Source organism: Mesorhizobium sp. M8A.F.Ca.ET.208.01.1.1, from assembly GCF_004791315.1.
Lineage (GTDB): Bacteria > Pseudomonadota > Alphaproteobacteria > Rhizobiales > Rhizobiaceae > Mesorhizobium.
Map to the genome: position 1 here is coordinate 1,273,945 of NZ_SRUT01000002.1, position 25,365 is coordinate 1,299,309.

The 25,365-nt window shown below is 57.9% G+C and carries 15 protein-coding genes and 4 pseudogenes; 3 read left to right on the forward strand and 16 right to left on the reverse strand.

What is annotated here, in order from left to right; translation table 11 throughout:
• Positions 1-76: 76 nt before the first annotated feature.
• From EN851_RS16715 to EN851_RS16750, 8 genes are all read right to left on the reverse strand, one after another.
• Positions 77-1,483, reverse strand: coding sequence for an aminotransferase (locus EN851_RS16715; RefSeq protein WP_128284838.1), 1,407 nt, complete (start codon positions 1,481-1,483; stop codon positions 77-79).
• 157 nt (positions 1,484-1,640) lie between these two features.
• Entirely contained in the window at positions 1,641-2,138 is a 498-nt protein-coding gene (locus tag EN851_RS16720) for an Lrp/AsnC family transcriptional regulator (RefSeq protein WP_135929578.1), read from the reverse strand.
• Positions 2,139-2,339: 201 nt separating this feature from the next.
• Entirely contained in the window at positions 2,340-3,884 is a 1,545-nt protein-coding gene (locus EN851_RS16725; RefSeq protein WP_127313399.1) for a fumarate hydratase, read from the reverse strand.
• Positions 3,885-3,890: 6 nt separating this feature from the next.
• Positions 3,891-5,324 (reverse strand): NAD-dependent succinate-semialdehyde dehydrogenase, encoded by a 1,434-nt coding sequence (locus EN851_RS16730; RefSeq protein WP_135929579.1) that lies wholly within the window; start codon positions 5,322-5,324, stop codon positions 3,891-3,893.
• A 203-nt stretch (positions 5,325-5,527) separates the two neighbouring features.
• Positions 5,528-6,454: a LysR family transcriptional regulator gene (locus EN851_RS16735; RefSeq protein ID WP_135929580.1), complete on the reverse strand. Its 927-nt coding sequence runs from the start codon at positions 6,452-6,454 to the stop codon at positions 5,528-5,530.
• Positions 6,455-6,577: 123 nt separating this feature from the next.
• A complete protein-coding gene (locus tag EN851_RS16740) occupies positions 6,578-7,480 on the reverse strand; it encodes a CoA ester lyase (protein ID WP_245520750.1) in 903 nt (300 codons plus the stop codon).
• A gap of 121 nt (positions 7,481-7,601) precedes the next feature.
• Entirely contained in the window at positions 7,602-8,753 is a 1,152-nt protein-coding gene (locus EN851_RS16745) for a CaiB/BaiF CoA-transferase family protein (RefSeq protein ID WP_135929581.1), read from the reverse strand.
• The gene (locus EN851_RS16750; RefSeq protein WP_135929582.1) at positions 8,737-10,023 is read right to left on the reverse strand and encodes a methylaspartate ammonia-lyase; all 1,287 of its coding nucleotides are present in this window, start codon (positions 10,021-10,023) and stop codon (positions 8,737-8,739) included. Before EN851_RS16750 ends, EN851_RS16745 begins: the two co-directional genes overlap by 17 nt.
• A gap of 2,370 nt (positions 10,024-12,393) precedes the next feature.
• Here EN851_RS16750 and asnB point away from each other — a divergent pair.
• Positions 12,394-14,232 carry an asparagine synthase (glutamine-hydrolyzing) gene (gene asnB, locus EN851_RS16755; protein WP_135929583.1) on the forward strand — a complete coding sequence of 613 codons (1,839 nt, stop codon included), beginning with the start codon at positions 12,394-12,396 and terminating at the stop codon, positions 14,230-14,232.
• A 1,171-nt stretch (positions 14,233-15,403) separates the two neighbouring features.
• On the opposite strand, the pseudogene EN851_RS37165 reads toward asnB, so the two are convergent.
• From EN851_RS37165 to EN851_RS16775, 5 genes and pseudogenes are all read right to left on the reverse strand, one after another.
• Positions 15,404-15,542: pseudogene (locus tag EN851_RS37165) on the reverse strand (IS110 family transposase); the annotation flags it as partial.
• Between the two features lie 65 nt (positions 15,543-15,607).
• Positions 15,608-15,858 (reverse strand): annotated as a pseudogene (locus EN851_RS37170) (IS110 family transposase); the annotation flags it as partial.
• Positions 15,859-17,073: 1,215 nt separating this feature from the next.
• A complete protein-coding gene (locus tag EN851_RS16765) occupies positions 17,074-17,763 on the reverse strand; it encodes a hypothetical protein (protein ID WP_135929584.1) in 690 nt (229 codons plus the stop codon).
• A gap of 131 nt (positions 17,764-17,894) precedes the next feature.
• The gene (locus tag EN851_RS16770) at positions 17,895-19,028 is read right to left on the reverse strand and encodes a Xaa-Pro peptidase family protein (protein WP_135929589.1); all 1,134 of its coding nucleotides are present in this window, start codon (positions 19,026-19,028) and stop codon (positions 17,895-17,897) included.
• Between the two features lie 311 nt (positions 19,029-19,339).
• Positions 19,340-20,560, reverse strand: a complete 1,221-nt coding sequence (locus EN851_RS16775; protein ID WP_135929586.1) for an acetyl-CoA carboxylase biotin carboxylase subunit family protein — start codon at positions 20,558-20,560, stop codon at positions 19,340-19,342.
• A 306-nt stretch (positions 20,561-20,866) separates the two neighbouring features.
• Here EN851_RS16775 and EN851_RS37175 point away from each other — a divergent pair.
• Positions 20,867-21,158: pseudogene (locus tag EN851_RS37175) on the forward strand (phage integrase N-terminal SAM-like domain-containing protein); the annotation flags it as partial.
• 202 nt (positions 21,159-21,360) lie between these two features.
• On the opposite strand, the pseudogene EN851_RS16785 reads toward EN851_RS37175, so the two are convergent.
• Positions 21,361-21,564, reverse strand: a pseudogene (locus EN851_RS16785) (ATP-binding protein); the annotation flags it as partial.
• Between the two features lie 46 nt (positions 21,565-21,610).
• Here EN851_RS16785 and EN851_RS37180 point away from each other — a divergent pair.
• Positions 21,611-22,333 (forward strand): zinc ribbon domain-containing protein, encoded by a 723-nt coding sequence (locus EN851_RS37180; RefSeq protein WP_245520751.1) that lies wholly within the window; start codon positions 21,611-21,613, stop codon positions 22,331-22,333.
• 1,069 nt (positions 22,334-23,402) lie between these two features.
• On the opposite strand, the gene EN851_RS16800 is transcribed toward EN851_RS37180, so the two are convergent.
• Positions 23,403-24,086: a hypothetical protein gene (locus tag EN851_RS16800; RefSeq protein WP_135929588.1), complete on the reverse strand. Its 684-nt coding sequence runs from the start codon at positions 24,084-24,086 to the stop codon at positions 23,403-23,405.
• Positions 24,087-24,217: 131 nt separating this feature from the next.
• The coding region (locus EN851_RS16805; RefSeq protein ID WP_210234925.1) for a Xaa-Pro peptidase family protein at positions 24,218-25,365 on the reverse strand (1,148 nt) is incomplete at its 5' end.

Consider the following 25,365-nt stretch of genomic DNA (forward strand, 5'->3'; position numbering starts at 1 on the left):
TCGCCGCGCAACGCCAGCGGTCAAATGGGAGGACCGGACGACAGCAGCAAAACAAGTCGTTTGGCGCTCACGAAGATTATACGGCGCCTTCCGCCTTCAAGGCGCGGTATGTCGTGTCAACTGACTTCGCCGTCGCATCGACGATGATGTCGATTTCGGCCCGGGTGATGATCAGTGGCGGTGCAAAGCCGAGGATATCGCCATGCGGCATGGCGCGGCCGATAACACCGTTTTCAAGCAGAGCAGCGGCGGCACGCGCGCCGACCTGCAGCTCGGGCTCGAACGGTACGCGCGCCTTGGGATCCCGCATCAGCTCTACTGCTGACAGGATTCCAACGCCGCGAACTTCGCCGACAATGGGATGTCCCTCCAATTCGGCTTTCATGCGGGAAAGCCAATACGGCCCGACATCCTGGACATGCTCCAGGATCTTTCTTTCCTTAAGTACTTGAATGTTGGCAAGTGCGGCCGCCGCGCAAAGCGTATGCCCTGAATATGTCCAGCCATGGCCGAGAGGTCCATTCTTCTCGGTTCCTTCTTCCAGGACAGACCAGACGCGGTCGCCAATGATTGACCCGGAAATTGGGAGGTAGGCGGAACTAACGCCCTTGGCGATGGTGACGAAATCCGGGCGCATCCCATAGAGGTGCGAGCCGAATTTCTCGCCGGTTCGCGCGAAGCCACAAACGACTTCATCGGCGATCAGCAGGATATCGTGCCTATCCAGCACCTCTTGAATAGCCGCCCAGTACCCCCTTGGGGGCGGAACGATGCCGCCAGTCCCAAGTGCCGGTTCTCCGATAAAGGCCGCAACAGTTTCCGGACCCTCGGCAAGAACAAGGGCCTCGAGTTCGTCGGCGCAGCGTTTGGAAAAGGCTTCTTCGGTTTCGCCCTCATGCGCCTGCCGATAGTAATGTGGGGTCGTTGTGTGGCGTACCAGATTCAAAGGCAGGTCGAAAAACTTATGAAAAAACGGAAGACCTGTCAGGCTTCCAGTGACCAGGCCGGAACCGTGATAACCGCGATGTCGCGAAATGATCTTCTTCTTTTCGGGACGCCCGAGAACGTTGTTATAATACCAGACGAGCTTGATATTGGTCTCGTTGGCGTCCGAACCGGAGAGGCCAAAATAAACTCTTTGCATGTTCTGCCCGAAATATTCCACCACGGCCTCCGCTAAGCGGGCAACGGGCTCCGTGCCTTGGCTGGCATAGACATGAGCGAACGGTAAGTCGTGCGCTTGCTTGGCAATGGCGTCAGCAATCTCCGTGCATCCATATCCCATGTTGACGCAGTAGAGCCCACCGAAACCGTCGAGGCTCTTTCGGCCTTCAGTATCCCAGATGTAGACGCCTTCCGCTCCGGCCATGATCCGGTTTGGCGTCTCGCCGCGGCTGTGTTTTGCCAAGTGCGTGGACGGATGAAAGACGAAGCTCCGATCCTTTTCTTGGACTTGCTTGGTTCCCAGATTGGTCAGGCTCATTGTCGCTCTCCCGTTTATTGCCCGGCGGAGAACACTCAGTCCCCGCTCGTCGAGAGCTACTATACCGACGGACACACTTCACGTTCCACGGCAATGTACGTCCGCGGCCGATGAAATCACGGAAGTTGCGTCAATCTCCGTGGAAAACACGGACAACTCAGCGTTGTCTTGGCGCGGACAAGGGAATGGGCGAATTGGATTTTACGGATTTCGTCACTATGAGGCTGTAATATTGATCGATCCCGAGTCCAACCTGTAACAAACCCTCCATGAATTCCTGGTAGGCAGCCATAGAAGGAGCTGCAACGCGCATCAGGTAATCTACCCGGCCCCCGATCGCCCAGCAGTCCAAAATTTCGGAGATGCCTTGAATTGCCGTCTCAAAGTGTCTTTGGTCTTCGAGGCGGTGACGATCCAGAACGACCTCCACCATTACGAAAATCACGCCCCCGGTGAGGGATGGACTCAGCCGCGCGCAATAGCCTTCGATAATCCCTGCTGTTTCGAGTATGCGGAGCCGCTCCGAGCAAGCCGACGCGGAGAGGTGAACGCGCTTCGCCAATTCGCTCTTCGATATCCGACCGTCTGTCTGAAGCTCCGCGAGGATCCGAAGGTCCCAAGCGTCCAGGCGAACTGTGTTGACTTTCGACTTCATGGGGTTGCCGGGCTGAGTATGGCTTTACGTTTAGTCTGACGAGGGTCTGCCGCCAATTGCATCCATGGTCCGGTCGTGCCAGCAGCTGGTGTAGGCATAAGCCCATGCGCACAGCTTGCCCGATACAAAAACAAAGCTTCTCGCTGCCCTTTGATGGTCTATGCGTAGCCGACACAGGACTAATTGGCCTAACGGGAATAATCAAACGCCGATGTTGCGGGCGATAGTATCGGCGGCCATGCGCTTACGCCACTCGATTGGCCCGGAATTGTGAATAGAGTTTCCTTCAACATCGACAGCCATGATGACTGGCATGTCCTGCACCTCGAATTCATAGATGGCTTCCATGCCCAGGTCTTCAAAGGCCACGATCCGCGCGGTCTTGATCGATTTTGAAATCAGGTACGCAGCACCGCCCACTGCGATGAGATAGGGCGTTCTGTGTCTCACAATTGACTCGATGGCCGCCGGACCCCTCTCGGCCTTGCCGACCATCGCATATGTCCCCGTCTCGGCGAGCATCTTTTCCGTAAAACTGTCCATTCGGCTCGAGGTTGTTGGGCCAGCCGGCCCGACAACCTCATCCCTCACCGCGCGGACGGGTCCGACGTAGTAGATCACGCGACCCCGCAGATCTACAGGAAGCTGCTCGCCGGCATCGATCAAATCGACCATTCGCTTGTGGGCGGTGTCCCGGCCGGTCAGCATCTTTCCGGACAGAAGAAGGGTTTCCCCGCAACGCCATGATGCCGTCTCTTCCTTTGTGAGCGCATCGAGGTTGACCCGCCTGACCTCAGCAGTGTGCAATTCTTCATTTCCGATCTGTGGCCATTCAGAAAGGTCAGGCGGCTGGAGCTGGACCGGCCCTGTGCCGTCCAATGTAAACGTCAGGTGCCGGTTGGCGGCGCATTGTGGAATGAGCGCGACTGGCTTCGACGCGGCGTGCGTAGGATAGGTTGCAACCTTGACGTCCACGACTGTTGTCAGGCCGCCCAGGCCCTGAGCGCCGATGCCAAGCCCATTGATTCGCTCATAAAGCTCAATCCGTAGTGCCTCCTCCGCGCTTGATGGCCCCTTGGCTGTCAGTTCCAACATATCGATGGGTTCGTTCATGGCCTCCTTGGCCAGCAGCATGGCCTTTTCAGCGCTGCCGCCGATGCCGACCGAGATAAGGCCGGGTGGGCACCATCCGCTGCCAAGGGTCGAAACGGTGTCAACCACCCAGTCGGCAACGGACGCGCTGGGATTAAGGGTGGTGAAACGCGCCTTGTTTTCGGACCCGCCCCCTTTGGCTGCGATGGTGATTTCAATCTGGTTACCAGGCACGAGGTCCACGTGGACGACTGCCGGCGTGTTGTCACGAGTGTTCACCCGTCGGCCAAGCGGATCCGAGACGATCGATGGTCGGAGGGGATTGTCCGGGTCGAGATATGCTTGGCGAACGCCCCTATTCACGAGGTCGGCGAAACTCGCCGCTGATTTAATGCGGACCCCCATGCCGACCTTTGCAAAGACCACCACAAGACCGGTGTCCTGGCAGATCGGGCGCCGTCCGAAGCCCGCCATGCGCGAGTTCAGCAAAATCTGCCCGATAGCATTCTTCGCCGACGGGCTCTGTTCGCGCGCATATGCCTGCGAAAGAGACCGGACATAATCTGGAGGATGGTAGTATGAGATATACTGAAGAGCGTCTGCAACGCTCCTTGTGATGTCCTTGCCAGCGATGATCCGCGATCTATTTCCCACCGGATCTCATCCAAATGAGCCGAGGCCATTAACCATTTTCAGGCTTTGGAAGCTCCGCACCCCTTGCTCACCCCCTTCGTATCCATAGCCGCTCTGTTTAATGCCTCCATACGGCGCATCTGCCGAAACCCCCTTCAGGTAATTCACGCTGACAGCGCCCGCCGAAAGACCATCGATCAGCGCCCGTTTCGCATTGGCGGCTTCGGTGAAGAAGTAGGCGGCCAAGCCATACTCAGTGGCGTTAGCTTCTTCGATCGCCTCCTCCATCGTGTCGAACGGCGCCACGGTGAGGATCGGTCCGAACGGCTCGTCATGAAGCACTTTGGCATCTTTTGGCACCCCTGTCAGGATGGTTGGCGGCCAGTAAAAACCGGGCAGGTCGAGGCGGGTGCCACCAGTCTCAATGCGGGCGCCGCGATCGACCGCATCCTGGATCAGACGCTGCATAGCTTCAATTCGCCGCGCGTTCGCCATGGGACCCATCTCGGTCGCCGGGTCATCCGGTGGACCGATCTTGATTTTACGGGCGGCTTCCGTCATTCGGGATAGGAATTCCTGATAGAGATTCCGCGCGACGAGAATCCTGCTCGGCGCGTTGCAGCTCTGGCCCGCGCATTCGAACTTGTATTCCGATATGGCGGGGACCGCCTGTGCGACGTCCGCATCCGCGCACACAACGACGGGGGAGTGTCCACCGAGTTCAAGGACGCAGCGCTGCAAATTATTCGCGGCGAGCGAGGCCAGCTGTTTTCCGACTGCCGTGGAGCCCGTGAAAGTCAAGACCTTCACGATTGAGGAACTGAGGAGATGGCGGGAAATATGCACCGGTACACCGAAAACGAGATTGACCACGCCGTCCGGGACACCCGCATGGCGCAAGGCTTCTACGATATGAACGGCGGCGCTCGGCGTCTCTTCCGCACCTTTAAGAATGACCGGACAGCCTGCTGCCAGCGCAGGGGCGAGCTTGCGGGCGATGAGAACGGCGGGATAGTTCCAAGGCGTGAAGGCAGCAACGACACCGAGGGGCTCCGGGACGATCATCCTGTTAGGGTCCAACGGAATCGGGGCCGACAGCTTTTCGGCGTGGGTGCCGTTCCACTCCAGCGTTTCTACAGCGCGTGCGTACTCACCGGTCGCCTCTGCAATCGTCTTTCCCTGTTCAGCCGATAGATCCTTTGCTGCGTCTCCTGCCTTTGTGGCAAGGATCCTGGCGGCTGCCACAAGGATTTCGCCGCGCTCTTTTACAGGCCGCGAGGACCAGGCCTTGCGGCTGCGCTCGGCCGAAGCGAGGGCCTCATCCAGATCCGAAACCGTCGCCGAGGCCACCGAGCCAAATACCTTCTCCGTCGCCGGGTTAATAACGGGCAACGTGGCTCTGTTGTTAGCGGCTCGCCATTTGCCGTTGATAAAGAGCTCATAGCTCGTGGCGTGGGACATAGCGTGCTCCGCTTGGCTGAATTCAGTGCGATACCAGCCGATATCCCGACCATAGGCTCGCTTCCTTCAGTTTCATCGCGATGGTCCCGCCCGGTCAAATATGGAATGTCGAGCAAAACCATCTCGAATACAGATGGATATCGCCCAGGCAACCGCCAAGGAGCGCGGCGATAGCAGCGGAAGAGCTTGGTTTGAAGGATGGCCTAAGTCCGGTCGGGAGCCATGGCTGACCAGTGTCCGCTCTCGATCAATGTCCTGACGACCCTGGGGATCAGGTTGCGGATGGCAGAGACCGCTGGAGAGCGCTCATCTTTCGGGTTAACGGCAAGGACAACGGACCGGGTGATCACCGGATCAATGATCTTCACTGTCCGGACGCGGCCTTGAGACGCCTCTTTCTGAATGGCCGACGGCGTAAGGATAGAATAGGCCTTTCCTTCCATGACCATATTGATGATCGTTGAAAGGGAGTCGACTTCGAATCTTACGTCGAGCACACAACCGTGTTGCGCAACGACATCAGCCACCGAACGCCTAACGTTGTTATTGCGCATCGGAACCGCCAGGGGAAACGCGTGCAGGTCGGCAAGCCGTATCGAATCTTCGAAGGGCGGTTCACCCGGCGGCACCACCAGGTAAAACTCTTCGCGGGCCAGCACCGTCATTTTCCCTACGCTCTCGGCAGTGCGATACAGGACTGCCAGATTGAAGCGGCCAGCAGCCATCCACTCCTCCAGCGGTCCCGTCATGCCCTCGATCATCTTAAGCGAGATCCTCGGAAGTTCGCTTCTTACTGATTCGAGGAGGGGACCACTAAGCACGCGAGCGGCGCCGGACGGGATGCCAATGGTCACTTCTCCGGAAGGAGCAGCCACCGAGTTGGTCAGTTCCGCTTCAGTGAGCTGAATTTCCCTTAGGATGACCCGTGCGCGCTCAAGCAGCCTGTTTCCCGACGCGGTGACGCTGACACCCGTCCTATCGCGAACGAGCAGCTGGGTTCCGAATCCTTCCTCCAGTTGACGTACATGCAGGCTTAGAGCGCTTTGAGCAACGTGAAGGAGCGCAGCGGCCTTCGTAAAACTGCCGGCCTCCACGACGCCGACGAAGTATTTTAACTGCCTGATATCCACGGTTTAAACCAACTGAGGCACTTTCCCAGTCCCATCCTATTATCTCGAAACTAGATAGCCGGCAAGTAATACTTGCCTACCCCACGCCGGGAAAGATGCGCGGTCTCATTGATCGGAGGTAGCTCAGTTCCTGTCCGCGAGAGCCAGAGTGTCGTGGGCGCGCCGAACCACCGGCGGATCAACCATCTTACCGTTCAACGAGAATGCAGACAGCCCGCGGGCGGCCGCATCGTTCTCTGCAGCGATGACATCACGGGCCCACTTGATTTCCTGTGCGCTCGGGGAGAAGGCCTCATTGAATATGGCGACCTGTGTCGGATGGATCGCCAAAGCTCCGGCAAAGCCAAGCCGCCGCGCATGCGCCGCGGTCTCACGAAGTTTATCAGTGTCTGTAACCTCGCCGATGCTTCCAACAAAGCCCAGAGGGAGCAATCCGGCCGCACGGGCGGCAAACAGAACGGAAAGGTTCGGCGTCAAAAGGAGGTCGAACTCCGGCGTGCCTCCAACAGCGGCACTGAAGTCTTCAGGACCGAGCGCCATTGCAAGCATCCTGGGATGAGCCGAGGCTATGGCCGCGAGCCTTTGCAGTGCTGCGGGCGTCTCGATTTGGGCAAGGAAACGGATGCGTCCCTGGACAAGATTTCTTTCTCCTTCAAGTTCCAATACGGCATTCGCGATCTCTGCTACCCACTCCGCCGAATCCGTCTTCGGAAGGACAAGCGCATCAACACCCGCCACCACAGCTGCATCGAGATCCGCCGCCAACGCTCGCAAACCACGATTCACGCGGACCAAAACAGATGCGCCCTTGCGCCCCACCTTTGCCACCGATTCAGGGAGCTGCCGCCGTGACTCAGCCTTTTGATCCTGGGGAACGGAGTCCTCGAGGTCGAGTATGACGCCGTCGGCCCCCCTTTCATGAGCTGTTCCCACGAAACGGGAAACGTGAGCGGGAACGAAGAGCAGGGATCTCCAGCGGCGCACAAACGTCGGGCCTTCAACGGCCGGAACGGTGTCCTTGATCACGGAGTGCCTCTGCCGCCGATTTTAGCGATGGCGGTAGCAGTCGGTTGGCCGAGTGCCGCACTGGTAACCGTCACGCTTATTGTAACTCGCGAGCGCGTCCACCTCCCGACACGATGGGCGCTCATGCTGACGCGGCCCTGTCGCGCAAAAGCCCCAGAACCTCTTCCCGGACAGCCTGCGTATGAGCGCCAAGAGCCGGAACCGGGCGCAGCGACGGACGCTCCGCGTTGAAGATCGCCGCCGGCGCTATCGTCTCTATAGTTCCTTCGGGTGTGCTAACGGCTACCCTGCGAACGTGGGGATGCCCAGAAACATCAGCCACCTCGTTCAGTCGGCCATATGCCAGACCGGCTGCCTCAAGCTCCTGCATTGCTTCGTGACAGGACAGTTCGGAAAAGCGCAACGTGATGATCTCGTCAAGTTGCGCCCGATTGTCCAGGCGCTCCATGTTGTCGGAAAAACCAGGTGCGCGTGTCAGCTCGGTTCGCTTCAGGAACTTCTCGCAGAAATTTACCCATTCGCGGTCATTTTGCACCGAAAAGACAACCTCCTTGCCGTCGGCGCACCGATACGCCCCATATGGCGCCAGCGACGGGTGCTTCACGCCGGCGCGTACCGTGCGATAGCCGCTGTAGTCGTTTTGCAAAACCGGCACGTTCATCCAATCGGCTAGAGCATCGAACAGTGACACCCGGATGCTGTTCCCTTCGCCGGTCACTTCGCGGTGATACAGTGCCTGAAGAATGGCGCTATGAGCCGTCATGCCCGCCGAGATGTCGCAAACCGAGACTCCGACACGCGCGGGTCCTTGTTGATTGCCGGTGATCGCGCACAGGCCCGTTTCAGCCTGAACGATGAGATCATATGCCTTCAAATGGGAATACGGGCCTGTCTCCCCGAAACCGGAGATGTCGCAGGTGATCAGCCGAGGGAACCTTTTACGGAGATCCGTAGACCCGAACCCCAGCTTTTCTATGCTGCCTGGCTTCAGATTTTGGATGAAGACGTCAGCACTGGCGATAAGCGTGTCCAGCACGGCTCGGTCAGGTTCCGACCTCAGGTCCAGACAGACGGACTCCTTACCCCGGTTGAGCCAAACGAAGTAAGCGCTCTGTCCCCGCACCAACTTATCGTACTTTCGGGCAAAATCCCCTTCGGGCCGCTCGATCTTGATGACTCGTGCTCCAGCATCCGCAAGCCGTGACGATGCGTAAGGCGCGGCCACCGCCTGCTCTACTGCTACGACCGTGATCCTCTCAAGAGAGTTCTGCATGGGACACCGTGCTTTTCATCGAATTTTTTTCGTCTTGAGCGCGACGACGGCTCAGTATCGCCAGCAACCGGTTTTGCTCATTACCAACAATTGAGAATGCCTCGTCGACACCCATTCCGGGCTTTGCGAGCATCATGTCGGCTTGGGTCGATACAGAGATGTGGACTGAGGCCTGGGCGGAGAAATCCGTTTCCGTACAGCTCCCACCGACATAAGCCCCTACCTTGTTTTCCTTGCAGATGAGAACGGCCCTCGCCGTATCGGCGATTGAGCCGACGTCTGGCGTCTTAATTTGGACCAGGTGCGCGGCCTTCGCTTCGGCAAAGACCCGAATATCCTCTAGGGTATTGCATCTCTCATCCACGACGATGCGAGCTTTGGACTCCCGGTCGTCCAAAATCGATACAATCTTGGCGTAATTTTCAATTTGCGCTTGCGTCGAACCAAAATCTGCCGGGCACTCAATATTCACGGTGAAACCCGGGACGGTATCTGCAACCTTGCAGATAAAGTCGGCAATCCGTTGCGGCTTCAGACCGATTTCCTGGCCGATCCAGCCATATACATCGAAATGCAAGACCGGATGGTACCCCGGCCGGCCGATTTGGCGCGTACGCGCTGCAACCCACTTCACGAATTCCATGAAGGTCTGGCCCTCGACGCCGAATTTCTGGCGCGAGTTGATCAGTCCGTGCGGAAGAACATCCACCGCTTTCAGGATCATTTTGTCGACGTTGATTTCGCGAGCATCACCGCTCTGGCAGTAAATCGGGACCCTGCGGGTCGGCAGCGGCAGACCAAACTCGGTGCATATGACCTCCGCCATCGTTTTGCGCTGAAGATGGGCGGCTGCGCGAAGAAGAGCTTGGCTGACGCCATATTCAACAGCCAGAGGTAACCGCTGCCGTCCGACCGATTCCAACACATGCGTGCAAGAACCACGAAACCGAGAGGCATCCACATCGAGAAGCCGCGGCGCGACAACGCGCGACGTCAAAGATGAGATTTGATTCATATCGAACACGGGATCGCGCCCACCAGCACCAGAGTACTGGACATTCATCATGTCGCCCCAGACGACGGTGTCGTCGGTAAGGACGAGCCCGACGCCGATTGAAGATGCTGGCATGCGAATCGACTTAAATCCAGGCGTTGTCGGTGCGCCGACATAGATAAAGCCGTCCTGGACAGCGCCAGACCTGATGGCCTCCTGATCGTCATAGAAAAATGCGCCGTTGCCAGGCGCGAGCAGGACATCTTTGATCTGCACTTCACTTCGCTCGTTTTTACGACTGCGTTGACTGGCAATTGGAATTCGTCCGCTAGGTGCCTATTATGCGCCACTTGGTGTTGAGTTCACCAATATAATGTTCCGGACATTACCATCTCTTTTTGAGATGGGTCGGATCTGCCCAAAAAAAGTCGTTCGCCGAGTAGGGTACGTCAAGTGCTCGTTTGCACTCCAGCCATTTTGGAAGCAAGAGAACTGAAGCGTTGGACACTGCGGGCCGTTCCATATGCCGCAGGCCGGTACTTTGATGCGTGGATCAGCGTGGCGCGCGGTAGCCCGAGGCGGTAGCCTAGCGCGGCTCGCCCTGTCGCCTGCAGCGCCTCGCTCTTCTCGGCTCGAGCAGCTCTGGGCAGACGGCCGCACAAACTCTTGCAGCGCATCGAGATCTTGCGTCAGACTGTGGTGCGACCATTCTCAATTGACGCAACGCTCGCGGCTGCATTGTCGCGCCGCATCAACACCCGTGAGCGATTTGCAGAAATTCCCGCACCCCACCCGGTCAGCCGAGATGTTTGTGCAATTTGTCTGGTTGCCGCAATTTGCCGGAAGGAGCAGCAAACGCGTGAATAACTGTGTTGGCGTCCTGCATCGAGGCGATTAGCTCATCATCGGGGGTATGCACTTCAGAGGCTAGTCACGGACCTACAAGCTGGTTCGGCGGTAAACTGAAACGTGGTAGGGAACCCTTCGGTAAATGCACCTCTCGCCCAATCTCCACATCGCTCCGCGAGCTCCAGCCCAACGCATTCGGCCACAGTATCGAACTCCTGTGATACCGTAACGAACGCGTTGTCGAAAACGTCTGACCGATGTACCAGGAAACCAGAGAGGGGTGGACACCAAGTTGTGATTTAGTGGATCGACGAATGTCGTCTCTTGGTCCAAGAGCGCAGTGGTCTTCTTTCCGCAGACGAAGCCATTTAAGGCCGGCACACGCACTTCTATGACCAAAGAGCCGTCTTCATCTAGTGCCTGCGCGGCAGATCGGAGGCAGCTATTTGCTGCCCACGCCTAAAGAGCAGCGTGAATGTTCCATAAACACAATACACGAGAGGAACGTCGCTCTGAGCTGAAATCGGAAATATCCCCTTTCCGACATCTACTTACACACTCTGTCTCGATACAATACGGAGACCTCTGCTTTTATGCCTGATTCGGTATTCACAATTTCCGGACTTTCGGCGTACCGGGGGCACTCGAAGAGCGCTTAATAGGTCTAAGTTAGGCATAGATGTGTGACGTCAGCTGGCAATCTGGCTCTATAGTGATGTTGTTGCCTGCGTGAATATCTCCGCAAATGAGCAGTCCTCCAACGATTTTAAGTTTATTTTACTCGCGCTGCTCCATAAAGATGTTGTCGGACTCGGTCGGAGCTGAGCGATGCGCTAGATGGTGTTAGGAGCCTTGGCACGGACGAACAGCCATGACGCGCGATACGGCAGACGAAACTGCCTGCCGCGCGCCTGACGACTGTGCCGCATCAGATCTGCCACCGAATGGAGAACGGTCATGGCCCCGCTACCACCATCCACGCTGGACCAAGCCGCACGAAAGAAAACTTCTGTGCAGCCGACACGGATTTCGATTATTTAGCCAAGAGCTATCGTGATCGCGCGGGTACCTACGATCTGGATGTCGGCCGTCGGGGATACTATTCGCCGATCGTCGTGACGGAACTGGCGACCGTCGTCCAGACGGCTTATTTGGCGCGAAAGGACGCCAGATACTGTGAGGGAGACGCGCATTAATGGGTCTTCAGGTGCCGGACGAAGCAGCGCGCCAAGGCTGTGACACTCTACCGCAGATCTAGATGCAGTCGCACCTTAATTGGTATGCCGGATTCGACAAGGCTATTTCGAAAACGATCACAGCTGATCAGGCCATTGGTTTGAGGCTGTGTATAGCGACGTCTGAATGTGCAACGTCGCTGCGCGTCCTGATGAATATCCGCTGGGAAAGAGACTCCACTCGATCGACCGCGCTCAGCATTACAGATTGATCGGAAGGTCATGGTTCTTCGTCTCCTCTTGTTCGCCACTAGACTAGGTGGTGTAGGTGAGACGACCGGCCTCGAAATTTCTCGATCTCGTAGCGGCTCGCCATTCTCGTAGCATACCTCAGTTGCTTCCCCTGCCTTGTGATAGCGGCGGATCCAATGCAGCCATGCCCGGAAACGGGGCTTGCTCCAGTTACCCTTCACAGCACTACTAGAACTGGTCGGTGCGCAATGCATGCCAGGGTGCTAGGAGGCGGCATCCGGGAATAAACGCCCACGATCAGTCGAAATCAACGATCATGCGTGTTCGAAGGTGCGGGTTTCCCATGTGCCCCCAAATGAAGGAGCCAGATATGTGCGGCATCTGTGGATGGATTGATTTCGATCGGGACCTGGGATGTCGAGACGGGCGAAAGCAGCTTGCCGATATGACAGCGACCATGGCAAAACGGGGTCCGGACGACGATGGGACTTGGATCGACGGGGCCGCGGCGCTGGGACATCGCCGCCTTGCGATCATCGACCTCCAGGGGGGTTGCCAGCCCATGACGCTCCAGGAAGACGGCCGACCCGCCTTGGTGCTTGTCTACACCGGTGAGACTTACAATTACACCGAGCTGCGTCAACGCCTCGCCGGCCTAGGCCATCGGTTTGACACGAGCAGTGACACGGAGGTGGTGCTGCACGCTCACCGTGAGTGGGGTCACCGCGACCCTCGCACGGCCGTAAGCGAACTCAACGGGATGTTCGCCTATGCTCTCTGGGACACCGCCAAGCGCGAGCTGCTTCTCGTACGCGACCGCCTCGGCATTAAGCCGCTTTACTATTACCAGACAAAGCACGGAGTTCTGTTCGGCTCTGAGCCAAAGGCGATCCTTGCCAATAGTCTCGCCGAGCGTGCAATAGACCTCGAGGGGCTTCGTCGCGCCCTATGCTCCAGCTCTATCGCCGACCCGTACCACACCGTGTTCCGAGGCATGCGTGAGGTACAACCTGGCCACATTGCCCGCGTGAGCCGCGGCGGGATCCAGCAGATGAAATACTGGCAGCTCACCGACAATGGGCACACCGACAATGTGCCTACCACCGTTCGGCGCGTCCGCGAATTGCTTGATGACACGATCCAGAGGCAACTCGTCGCCGACGTGCCGCTGTGCACGCTGTTGTCAGGCGGGCTTGATTCCTCGGCCATGACTGCACTGGCCTCGTGCTTCAGCGAAGAACGGATCCGTTCGTTCGCCCTCGACTTTGTTGGCCAGACCGACAACTTCATCCCCGGCCCCGGACGCCCCACACCCGATGGTCCTTACGTGCAGGAGGTAGTGAAGTTCGTTGGTACCGATCATACGGACATTATGTTATCGGCAGAGGAGCTCATGGACCCGAAAGTGCGGGCCGCCACCCTTCACGCACGCGACCTGCCGTTGACTTTGGGCGACCTTGATAGCTCGCTCTATCTCCTGTTCCGGGCGATCAGGCAACACTCGACGGTGGCCTTGTCCGGGGAGGGGGCCGATGAGCTTTTCGGCGGCTACACGTTTTTCCACGATCACGCACAATTTCAGCGCGACACGTTTCCCTGGTACAAACTCGGCGACGAGATCGCACTGCAGTCTCTAGATACCGCCCTGATCGAGAAACTCGACCTCCCCGGCTATGTCGACGAGCAGTACCGCAGGGCACTTGCGGAGGTGCCCGCCCTGACCGGGCCGGCTTCGACCGATCGGAATGAGCATCGTATGCGCGAGGTCTGCTACCTCGCTCTCACGCGTTACCTGCCGACGCTGCTTGATCGCAAGGATCGGTTGAGCATGGCTCTGGGTCTCGAAGTCCGAGTCCCCTACTGCGACCACCGTCTCGTTGAGTATGTGTTTGGGACCCCATGGGCCTACAAGACTTTCGACAAGCGCGAAAAGAGCCTGCTGCGGGCCGCTACCGCGGACTTGCTGCCGCAGTCGGTGGTGCAGCGAGTCAAGAGCGGCTATCCGGCTATTCAGGACCCGACCTACAACACGATGCTGCGCGAGCGGTTCACCGCGCTGCTCGATGACCGCAATGCGACAGTGGCACCATTACTGTCCGTTGACGGCTCCCGTGCCTTGCTTGATACGACTGGCGACCTTAGAGGGGTGGAGCCTGTCCTGGCTCTTCAAGATTTCCTAACCGATTACAAGGTGGGTGTCACAGTCTAAATCTGCGGGACACGCATGTGTAGCAAAGGAGGTCCGTGCAGGAGGAAGAGCTACCTGCGGCAGCCCCTTCCCGACAAGCGTCTGGCCCTCCGCGGCGGCGGTTGCTGTTGATGGCAGCTTGGCCGGCCAAGCCAGCTCCGGCAATCTGCGGACGGGCGGCGAAGGCGGTTGCAGGACACGACCGAATGCCCACAGCAGCGCGCACCTTGCTAATCGGCTTCACCAAGACCATCAAACGCCGGGCGCAGCCGAACGTGAAGCTCGTGCGGGTGCTGCTAGCTGGCGCCCCGGCCGCAAGCCCGCCGCCGAGTGTCCAGCCTCGATTGGCATGAAGGCTTCATCGCAGGGACCGATCGATGAAGGCAAGGAAATCACGTTTCTCGAGAGGTGGAGCGGCTTAGGGCGAGCGATCGGTGCGGATCAGCCGCGGCCTTGAGCGCATACCTGTGCGGCCACGGGTGGACGTTCAAAAAAGTCGCACACCCGCTGGAGCAGGACCGCCCGAATGCTGAAGCGCCGCCGCCCTGCTTCGGCCGCCAACTCGATCTCGATTCGACGAAGCTCCTTGCATTGACGAGAGCAGATTATCGATTAGATTGCCCGTCTGCGAGCAGGTGCGCCATTGCGGTGAGCCGCCCCTGCCGGGCTGGCGAGCCGCACCGCCATTGGCAGACCACCGCCTCGACGGGCGCGCTACGGCTGACGGCACAGCCCGTTCGTTGTGACCGCGCCATGAAAGTGCAACGTGTTCCTTGCCTGTCGAGCACCGAAGTCGCCTTGTTTCATAATCTCGCCCACTAGGCAGCCGGCGCGGGGCTCATGCACTGCCCAATAGTCCGACTTCAATCCGATCGGAAGTGCCTTCTCAAAGCTCAAGGTTCTAGTGCGCGCCAAAGCCGAGAACCATCTGTGGACACCCCCTTAAGCGCAAGAAGAATCTTTCAGTTCGGTAAGCTGCACATAGCCGGGTGCTGACATCTGTCCGGCCTCTGATGCGACCTTCGATATGTCGCGGGTCCGTATGGGAGTTCGCGGATCGGGTCCAAATCATAAAAGCGTGCTCGTGGCACTCCGTTCAAGTCTGGTCTTCCCAATCCCGTCTCTCATCGACTGTGCGCCATACCTTCCTTTCGACCCTCCTACGCCTTCGACGCCTCCGGTTGCGGTCGGCTTATCCCGCCGCAACTGGAGCCTTGTAGACCCCGCCTTTCGCCATCAGTGCCCAGACAATGCGGGCAAGTTTGTTTCAAGAGCGACGATCACAAGTATGCGCGCGGCTTGCAGGCGAGCATGCGCCCGAGCCACGATCCTTCCGGCACGCCGTGCTGAACAGCTTGGCGAACCCCGGAGAATGAGCAGGCGCCGCAGCGTTCGCTCGCACGAAAGGCTTCACATAGGCCGGCGGGATCAGGCGAACCGTGTGGCCGAGCTTGCCGATCTCGCACCCCCAATAGTGCGCGCCAGCACAGGCTTCCATGGCGACCAAGCAGGACGACTGTTTGGCAAAGAACTCAAGCACCTCATTCCGGCGCAACTGTTTCCGGAAAACAACGACACCAGAGGCATCCGCCCCGTGGGCCTGAAACACACTCTTCGCAAATCCAGTCCAATCGTGCTAACTTCCATTTCGGACACCTCCTTTGTTGTGGCGGTTAACACCGACCACCTTGGCACATCGATGCCGTCGAGGGGGTGTCCATCATTAAAGCAGTGTGGGACACCGTCGGTTCGATCCAGCAGTTCACACCAGGCGAATGCGCAAACTACTTCAAGCCCGCAGGACCCAAGTGCAACATGACGTGCTCTAAGTCCAATGGCCGGGACTTGCGCCACGGCCGCTTGCGCTCAAATATCGACCTTCTGGCCCGCGCCGCCGCTTCTCGGCAGCCAATTCGTCTTCGCTGGCCGCGTCTTCAAGTACTCCAGCAGCAACTTGATCCGCTGGCCGCGCCTGCGTTCCGAACTGGGCCATAGAGTTCGCAGGCCAGATTTTCTATCCGTAGCGTGAGGTGGGCGACCAGGCGTCCCTTCGAGCGCCCCGCCGGGCCGCAATCGCGCAGCATGTTCCGCCAGGATCATCGCGTGGTCGGAGGCAGGGGCGGATGGCAGCGAATCGGCAGCGGTGTTTACAAGCCGAGCGAATCATGACCGTCGGCGATTTTCACTCGCGCCGCCAAGTCATTACACAATCGGAGGCGACAGTCCACAGGAAGCGGTCTCGCTCCAGCCGCTTGGTGATCGGTCATGAGGTCGATGAAGATTGGACGTTTGGGTGCCGAACGGCACTGGCGCAAGAGGAGAAGTACGGATCCTGAGGAAAGCATCGCGTCCGGTACTGTTGTTGCGAGGTGGAGGCGGCACGAAGTCGCAACGACCTTTGTACAGCTGGCGATGCCAAGCCCGGAGGCCATCTTGGGCGCGCGGCGGGGCGGAAACGGGATTTGTTCCCGATCACGACCAGCGAAGCGGAAGAACAGCGGCATGAATGTAGCGCTGTTCTGTCCCGCCGCCGCCACCGCCGGCACAAAGGTAGGAGAATCTTGCTGCACCCAAGCAGGCTGCGCGCTTCGCGGCACCAGACATGCTGCGGCCTAAGGCCATGCCGACGGGCGACCTCGGAAACATGTGCGTTCGGCCGCTTACCCGGAGCGGCAGCTTCGGCGTTCCGAGGTGACCAATGGTGTTGGCGGTCCGCGTCATTGGTCGGTGGATGACAAGGCGCGGATCATCGCGGAGCCGCTGGAGTCCGCCCGTAGACGTAAAAACCCGCTAGGAGCAGTTTGACGCAGCTCCCCAATTATAGTTGGCTCTTTACGACATCTCTTGCCCCATGGTAGCCGATCATCGTTCAGCCAGGGCAGCCATAAGTAGCGCCGCGTTGTTAGCCGCGTCATAGACTGGTAATCCGGTGACCCTTCGTATTCTCGGCGAGACTCGCGGAAAAATTGTGCACTCGCATAGAATAGCTACAACATCTTCATGCTTTTGGACCCGGGCAATGATGTCATCAGTGTCGGCTAGGACGTCGTCGACGTGTATCTTGCCTTGCTCAGCCCACATGTAGGCGTAGGTTGCTGTACCCTCCAGCCCTTCGACGACGAAGCGCGATGACTCATGGATGCCAAGCGTCGCGAAAATGCCAGCATCTAGATATCGTGAATCCGCAGTGAGTATTGCGATTTTTTTGTTCGCAGGCACATTGGATAGCAGTGTTGGAAGCAACAGCAGGCTTGAAGTCGACACGGGGACTGATACGGCTGCTGCAATCGCCCGCTGGTATCGCACCGTAAAACCGCAGTCACACGTAATTGCGTCGGCTCCTTCTTGAACAAGTTCTCGGGCGGCGCTTACATATTCGTCTTCTAAAGCAGAGTTACCCAAGACAACATCGCGGGCCCATCCTCCTGTGATTGTCTTCCATATTGGTGGGGACGCATAACGGCGCGCATCGCCAACCCCTTGGCCGAAGTCAGGATGTTGACCATGGTACTCGCCAACGTTCAACAGGCTCAGAACCCCTAAGGTTTTCACGTTGCATCTCCCTTCAGAACAACACCCACTTGCTAATGATTGGAGCTCAATACAGCCGGGGGGGGGCAACGCCGGCTGAAAAGATCGCAGCTCGGCCACTACGGTCGTGGATTGACCCTAGTCAGATGAGCTCAGTAGAAAAGTTTACGCTCCATTTTCGTCAGGCGCTTCCCGCCCTCCGGTGTGACGACGACGGTTTCGCTGAACGGTAGGCCCCGCGCCGAGGTATACATGTGGAAGACTTGGTTTTCCTGCAGCTGCCAGTTGCTGTCGGCCAGAAAGACGCGAGTGAAATCACTGGTGCGAGGCGGACGTTTGAGGCCAAGCGTATAGCCGGTTACGTTCGTGTAGCTGTCGCGCAAACCAGCAGCCAACATTCCCTGGCGCACGATGCAGTCCACATCCTTTGCCTTTGCGCCAGGCTTCATGGCGTGGAACTGATCGTCTTGAATTCGGACGATCGTTTCTGCAGTCCGGAATTGTTCATCGGTTGGCACCCCGATGGCTTTCGAGCGCATCATCCTGGCGGTGTAGCCGCGAAAGTGCGGGACCGGTTCCACAAACACACTATCACCCTCCTCCAACACACGTTCGCCGAGCGAGGCATGAAAGGATGTCGAAGGTCCGGACGAGATTGCGGCGAGCTGCGCGTTATCCGCGCCATTGCGCCATGCTTCGCTGGTCATGGCTATGAAGATTTCGCGCTCGTTGATACCTGCCCGAGCTGCGTGGAAGGCTGCCGCCGCCGCTCGGTCGCAGATCTCGGCTGCTTTCTCAAGATAGGCAAGCTCGAGCGGCGACTTGACCAGCCGCATTTCCCACATGATACGGGAGAAATCAACGATCCTGGCAGTCGGCAGCAGGCTTTCGAGCTCTAATGCCCGGTTTACAGTGAGAAAATGGCTATCGCGCTCAACCCCAATAACCGAGGCTCCAAAACCGCGGACTTTAAGGGTATCAGCGACGACCTTGATAGGATCTTCGTTATCGGCAAATGTTACGCAATCGGTGAGCCAGCTTGCTTGGCCGAAAACCGGACCGTCGAGCGCGCGGACCACTTGGACCGGCTCTCCATCAAGGGGGATCAGTAGCGCTTGGTACATGGCCGCTGTGGATGCGTAACCACTGAAAAAAATCATATGCTCGTGCTGATCCACGACAAGTACTTCAACGCGCCGCTCGACCATGATGGTTCGTAAAGCTCCGAGGCGCGAGCGGAATTCATCGATGGGAAAGCGTGGCGGGAGGAGCGGACGATGCTTCATCAAATGATCCTTTATGACCATATAACTGAGGCTAACGGAGCCGGACTAAGCGGCCGTCGCAATCGACGAGGCTGAGCAGTGAGAATCAGGTATGGAAGGAACAGTGATCGAGAATCAGTTTATAGTGACCCGAATAGCAAAAATCGGAGAACTGTGTTTCCGTTCTACATCACTCCTGCTAATATATTCGTTGTCTGTTTGCGGCGGCATGGCAAAGACCTTGGCCCCACTTCGGAGCGATGTTCAAAGAGACTAGTAAGAAATCCTACTGCTTCGCACGCTGGTATTCGGGGAGCCGAAGGGAATGCTTCCTATTCGCCAGGGTTCGGAAACGGCTCGATGGACCAATCGATCAAGTCGACAGCACGCTGAAGAATCAACTTGGTCAGAGTACGTGTGGGCGAAGCGGCCATGACATGGCCGATCCTGTCTCCACTATCCCCTTTTCTGATAATCGGCGTCTTAGGTTCAATATAGAATTTAACTTCGGCTACACCTGGCACGGTGGCCGCCCTACTGCCCTCGATCCAATCGAGGGCGCCGTCGCGATCAGGAAGTAGAATCCGCGCGGCTGCAATCTGCGACCGCCTTCTGCCCCAATTCGATTCCTCCCCGATGGCGAGCTTGATATGCTCGGTGACGAGATCGACTCCGTAAGCCAACTGGACCAATTGAGGCGTGGGCGTGCCACCAAGACGCGGATTGACTTCAATGACAACTGGGCCAAGCTCCGTCCACCGCAGATCAATGTTCGAGGGTCCCCAACCGAGGCCAAGAGCTCGCAAACAGCTAAGCGAAACATCGTTCATACGCCTATACTGGTCATCCGCCAGTAGGGCAGGATATATGTACTCACGACAGACGAAATGCGGCGGGCGACCGAAGTCGGCGGCAGCGATTCCAATAACCTCATTTCCCATTATTTCAATACTGTAATGGGGACCTCGCGCGAATTCTTCTACCAGTATCCTTGGCGAAGACCGCTCAATGTGCTCGCCCCCCAATAGATAACCCGCATGTTGCGTTACCTCATTGAAAGTGCGGCACAATCGAACACCCACGCTCCCTATTCCGGCAGCTGGCTTAACGACCACTGGCAAGCCGATCTGAGCCGCAGAGCTTTCTACCTCCGTCACATTCGTCGCCAGTTGATAAGATGGTATTGGAACGCCGGCGTTCCTGAGGAGCTGACGTTGAGTGAACTTGTCACAGCACAGTTCAACCGAAGTGGGGTTAGGACCCGGTAGATCGAAATACTGACAGAGCTTGCCAGCCGCCGCATAGGTCAACTCCAGGGCTGACGTAATGCCAGCAATGTGATAGCTTGCAAGCAGCCGAGTACATTCGCGCACGAGCGCATCGACGTCATTTGTATCGACACGGATCGCCTCTATCCCTTCCGCCGCAAGGTACTTATAACGATCCGGGTCAGCAACCAGAGGGATCGGATTGAGGCCGAGGCGCCGGGCCGCTGAAACGTACCGCAGCATATTACTTGCGCCTTCCACCAGGATGAGCGCTCTTCTTTCCATTGGTTCACCTTCTATCATCTGTGCGTGAGTCAGTAGCTCGTGGAGGATCACGTCTATTTACATGGCTCATGGTAGCATTCCCTGGAAAACTCAGTGTAAATATTTGCAAAATTTTCTGAATGTTTCTCGAAGCGGTTTTTTGGCCGGGAGCCGATGTGGAGCCGATCAAGAGATGAGATGGCTACGAGGGGTGGGCGGAATGGGAAAAGAGCCCAGCCCGATCAAACCAACCACTCCGACGCGGCAAGCTCGGGCTCAAGTCCAGCCCTTCGATGTTGCCCGAGCCCGCGTGACTGTGGCCGGCGCATGATCGAGGACATCACGATTCGCAATCTTTCACCGGCCACGCAACGATCCTACGTGCACGCGGTAGCGAAGCTCTCCCGCTACTGTGGGCCGATCCCCGGACCGGCTTGACCTGGAGGACGTCCGCGCCTTCCAGGTACATCTGGTCTCCACCGGAATCTCGTGGCCAGCGCTGAACCAGACGGTGTGCGCGCTGCGGTTCTTTTACGGCGGGACGTTGGGTCATGCCGAGATTCCTGAGCGGATCGCCTATGCCCGCGCGCCACGCATGCTCCCGGTGGTTCTCAGCGCTGTGTCCGCTTTCTCGAGCGAGCCTGAAGACACGCACCGCCCATGCCGTAGCTGCGATTGATCTTGGGATCGTAGATGTCAATGACCGTGAAATCGGGACCCCGGTTTTGGGGCGGTGAAGGGCACGCCGATGAGCGCCCGATCAGGCGGAGCTGGTCGGGGTTGCACAGCCTGATCGGGCGCGGCTGATTGGCTTTTCGGCTTTAGTTTTGAGAGCGGCTCTTGAAGCGCCAGGAGTCGTTTCCGGTCTCGACGATCTCGCAATGATGCGTAAGGCGATCGAGCAGCGCGGTGGTCATCTTGGCATCACCGAAGACGCTCGGCCATTCGCCGAAGGCGAGATTGGTGGTGGTGATGACGCTGGTGCGCTCGTAGAGCTTGGAGACGAGATGGAAGAGCAACTGCCCAGACCGGCAAAGGCAGCGCCACCGCCAGAGGAGCGGTATGGCGCGAGTGTTGCTTCTCGCAGGGCTTCTGCGTTGCGGTCATTGCGGCCGCAAGATGTGTGTCGCCTATGGCGGCAAGGCGGGGCGTCGCTATCCCTGCGAGGGCGCGCTCGTCAATCATGGCACCAAGCGGTGCATCTCGTGTGGCGGCTTGCGCGCCGATCAGGCTATTGGCGCCGCGGTTCTTGGCGCCTTGAAGCCGATCGGTATCGACGCCACAACCAAGGCGCTCGAGGCTCAAGCGAGCGAGACGTCAGCCGCACAAAGGCAGCTCGAACTGTCACTGCAGCGAGCACGTTACGAGGCCACCCATGCGCGGCAGCAATACGATGCTGTCGACCCTGCCAATCGTCTGGTCGCTGGCGAGTTGGAGCGCCGCTGGAACAACGCGCTTGAAGCCGTTCACGAGATCGAAAGCGAGATTGCCGCGCTCGAGACGAGAAGACCATCTCCGCTGGGAGAGAAGGAGCGGGATCAGTTGACGCGGCTCGGCGCCGATCTGGACCTCGCCTGGTCGCACCCGGCAGCGACATCTGCGACGCGCAAGAGGATCGTTCGCGCAGCCTTGAGCGAGATCGTCGTCCGCATCCAAGGTGGTGTCATCGAGATGATCCTGCATTCGCAAGGAGGGGACCACACGGCATCGAAGCTGAAGATGAACGTTGCCGGCAAGCATCGAAGGGTCACGCACAAGCCGCCGGCCATTTGCATTCTGGCAGGATCGACGTGAACGTAGGCGTCCTCCTCGCAGCCGAGCGGCTCCCACAAGCTTTCCTGCAACAGCTGCGCGAACGTGTGGCCACTCACGCGGGCCACACCCAAGTTGATCACGTCGGTATTCACACTCTTATACGCGTAGGTGCCGTGTGCGCCTTCTGTACCGTTCCCAAGTAGTAATCGGCTAACCGCGGCCGCCTGCCGCAGGCCCGGTGATATACAGAGTCTACGCCGAGGAAAACTCGGACATCTGGAGGTAGGCTAGCCCAGTTTGCATATCCATCACTTGGCGCACGGTGGCGTCTTCCCAGGCTGTGCCACGCAATTTGGGAAGATAGTGTGGGATCGCTTTCTAATCATCGCGTGCGGCAGGTGCGGCTCGAGCGCGCCGAAGTAACAATCGTAAACAATTTGTCCGCGATGCAATACCACTATGCCATCCGTGTAGGTGTCGAGGAGAGCTTGATCGAAGCGGAGATGTGTCCTTTTCTGTCTGTGATCTTCAACGCGTCGATCTCACTGGTCCTGTCATGACGCTCAAAATGCGCAGTGGGCGCCGGACCCGCGCCACTGCGCATGTCTGAGAGCGCCCAGCGGATCTGTGGGAAGACGAGGATACTGTCACCTTCAAATGTGGTGCGCTTGTCGGCGGGGGGAGGCGCGCCACGCATCCAGCCGAGTTCGCGTGGATCCACGCGCGACCATCAAGGTATTGGCGTCCCTCGAATTCAAGCATATTCATCCTTTCTTTCATAAGCTTTCATTGGGCCAAGCTGGAGGGCCAGTGTAGTTGCCCAAGTTTGTCTCTCCGTCCCGGTCCCCGCCTGGGGCGAAATTTCGGCCGCGAGAGTGGGTCGCCTTGGACCCGAATTTCTCGTGTATTCTGCTCGCTTAGACGTGAGTACAGGAATCTCATGCTCGGGAAGTTTGGCCTACGCAGCACGCAGGGTAACAAAGAGCCAAGCGGCCGTCTCCTGTGAAACGAGGTTCTGCCTCGAAGTAACTGCCCCAGTTCCATTCAGCCTTTGACTTTCCAATCCAGCGCTGTCCCATTTAGTTTAAACCAGAGTCGGGCGTTACCATTAACTTAGGGCAGCCATAAGTAGCGCCGCGTTGTTAGCCGCGTCATAGACTGGTAATCCGGTGACCCTTCGTATTCTCGGCGAGACTCGCGGAAAAATTGTGCACTCGCATAGAATAGCTACAACATCTTCATGCTTTTGGACCCGGGCAATGATGTCATCAGTGTCGGCTAGGACGTCGTCGACGTGTATCTTGCCTTGCTCAGCCCACATGTAGGCGTAGGTTGCTGTACCCTCCAGCCCTTCGACGACGAAGCGCGATGACTCATGGATGCCAAGCGTCGCGAAAATGCCAGCATCTAGATATCGTGAATCCGCAGTGAGTATTGCGATTTTTTTGTTCGCAGGCACATTGGATAGCAGTGTTGGAAGCAACAGCAGGCTTGAAGTCGACACGGGGACTGATACGGCTGCTGCAATCGCCCGCTGGTATCGCACCGTAAAACCGCAGTCACACGTAATTGCGTCGGCTCCTTCTTGAACAAGTTCTCGGGCGGCGCTTACATATTCGTCTTCTAAAGCAGAGTTACCCAAGACAACATCGCGGGCCCATCCTCCTGTGATTGTCTTCCATATTGGTGGGGACGCATAACGGCGCGCATCGCCAACCCCTTGGCCGAAGTCAGGATGTTGACCATGGTACTCGCCAACGTTCAACAGGCTCAGAACCCCTAAGGTTTTCACGTTGCATCTCCCTTCAGAACAACACCCACTTGCTAATGATTGGAGCTCAATACAGCCGGGGGGGGGCAACGCCGGCTGAAAAGATCGCAGCTCGGCCACTACGGTCGTGGATTGACCCTAGTCAGATGAGCTCAGTAGAAAAGTTTACGCTCCATTTTCGTCAGGCGCTTCCCGCCCTCCGGTGTGACGACGACGGTTTCGCTGAACGGTAGGCCCCGCGCCGAGGTATACATGTGGAAGACTTGGTTTTCCTGCAGCTGCCAGTTGCTGTCGGCCAGAAAGACGCGAGTGAAATCACTGGTGCGAGGCGGACGTTTGAGGCCAAGCGTATAGCCGGTTACGTTCGTGTAGCTGTCGCGCAAACCAGCAGCCAACATTCCCTGGCGCACGATGCAGTCCACATCCTTTGCCTTTGCGCCAGGCTTCATGGCGTGGAACTGATCGTCTTGAATTCGGACGATCGTTTCTGCAGTCCGGAATTGTTCATCGGTTGGCACCCCGATGGCTTTCGAGCGCATCATCCTGGCGGTGTAGCCGCGAAAGTGCGGGACCGGTTCCACAAACACACTATCACCCTCCTCCAACACACGTTCGCCGAGCGAGGCATGAAAGGATGTCGAAGGTCCGGACGAGATTGCGGCGAGCTGCGCGTTATCCGCGCCATTGCGCCATGCTTCGCTGGTCATGGCTATGAAGATTTCGCGCTCGTTGATACCTGCCCGAGCTGCGTGGAAGGCTGCCGCCGCCGCTCGGTCGCAGATCTCGGCTGCTTTCTCAAGATAGGCAAGCTCGAGCGGCGACTTGACCAGCCGCATTTCCCACATGATACGGGAGAAATCAACGATCCTGGCAGTCGGCAGCAGGCTTTCGAGCTCTAATGCCCGGTTTACAGTGAGAAAATGGCTATCGCGCTCAACCCCAATAACCGAGGCTCCAAAACCGCGGACTTTAAGGGTATCAGCGACGACCTTGATAGGATCTTCGTTATCGGCAAATGTTACGCAATCGGTGAGCCAGCTTGCTTGGCCGAAAACCGGACCGTCGAGCGCGCGGACCACTTGGACCGGCTCTCCATCAAGGGGGATCAGTAGCGCTTGGTACATGGCCGCTGTGGATGCGTAACCACTGAAAAAAATCATATGCTCGTGCTGATCCACGACAAGTACTTCAACGCGCCGCTCGACCATGATGGTTCGTAAAGCTCCGAGGCGCGAGCGGAATTCATCGATGGGAAAGCGTGGCGGGAGGAGCGGACGATGCTTCATCAAATGATCTCGGT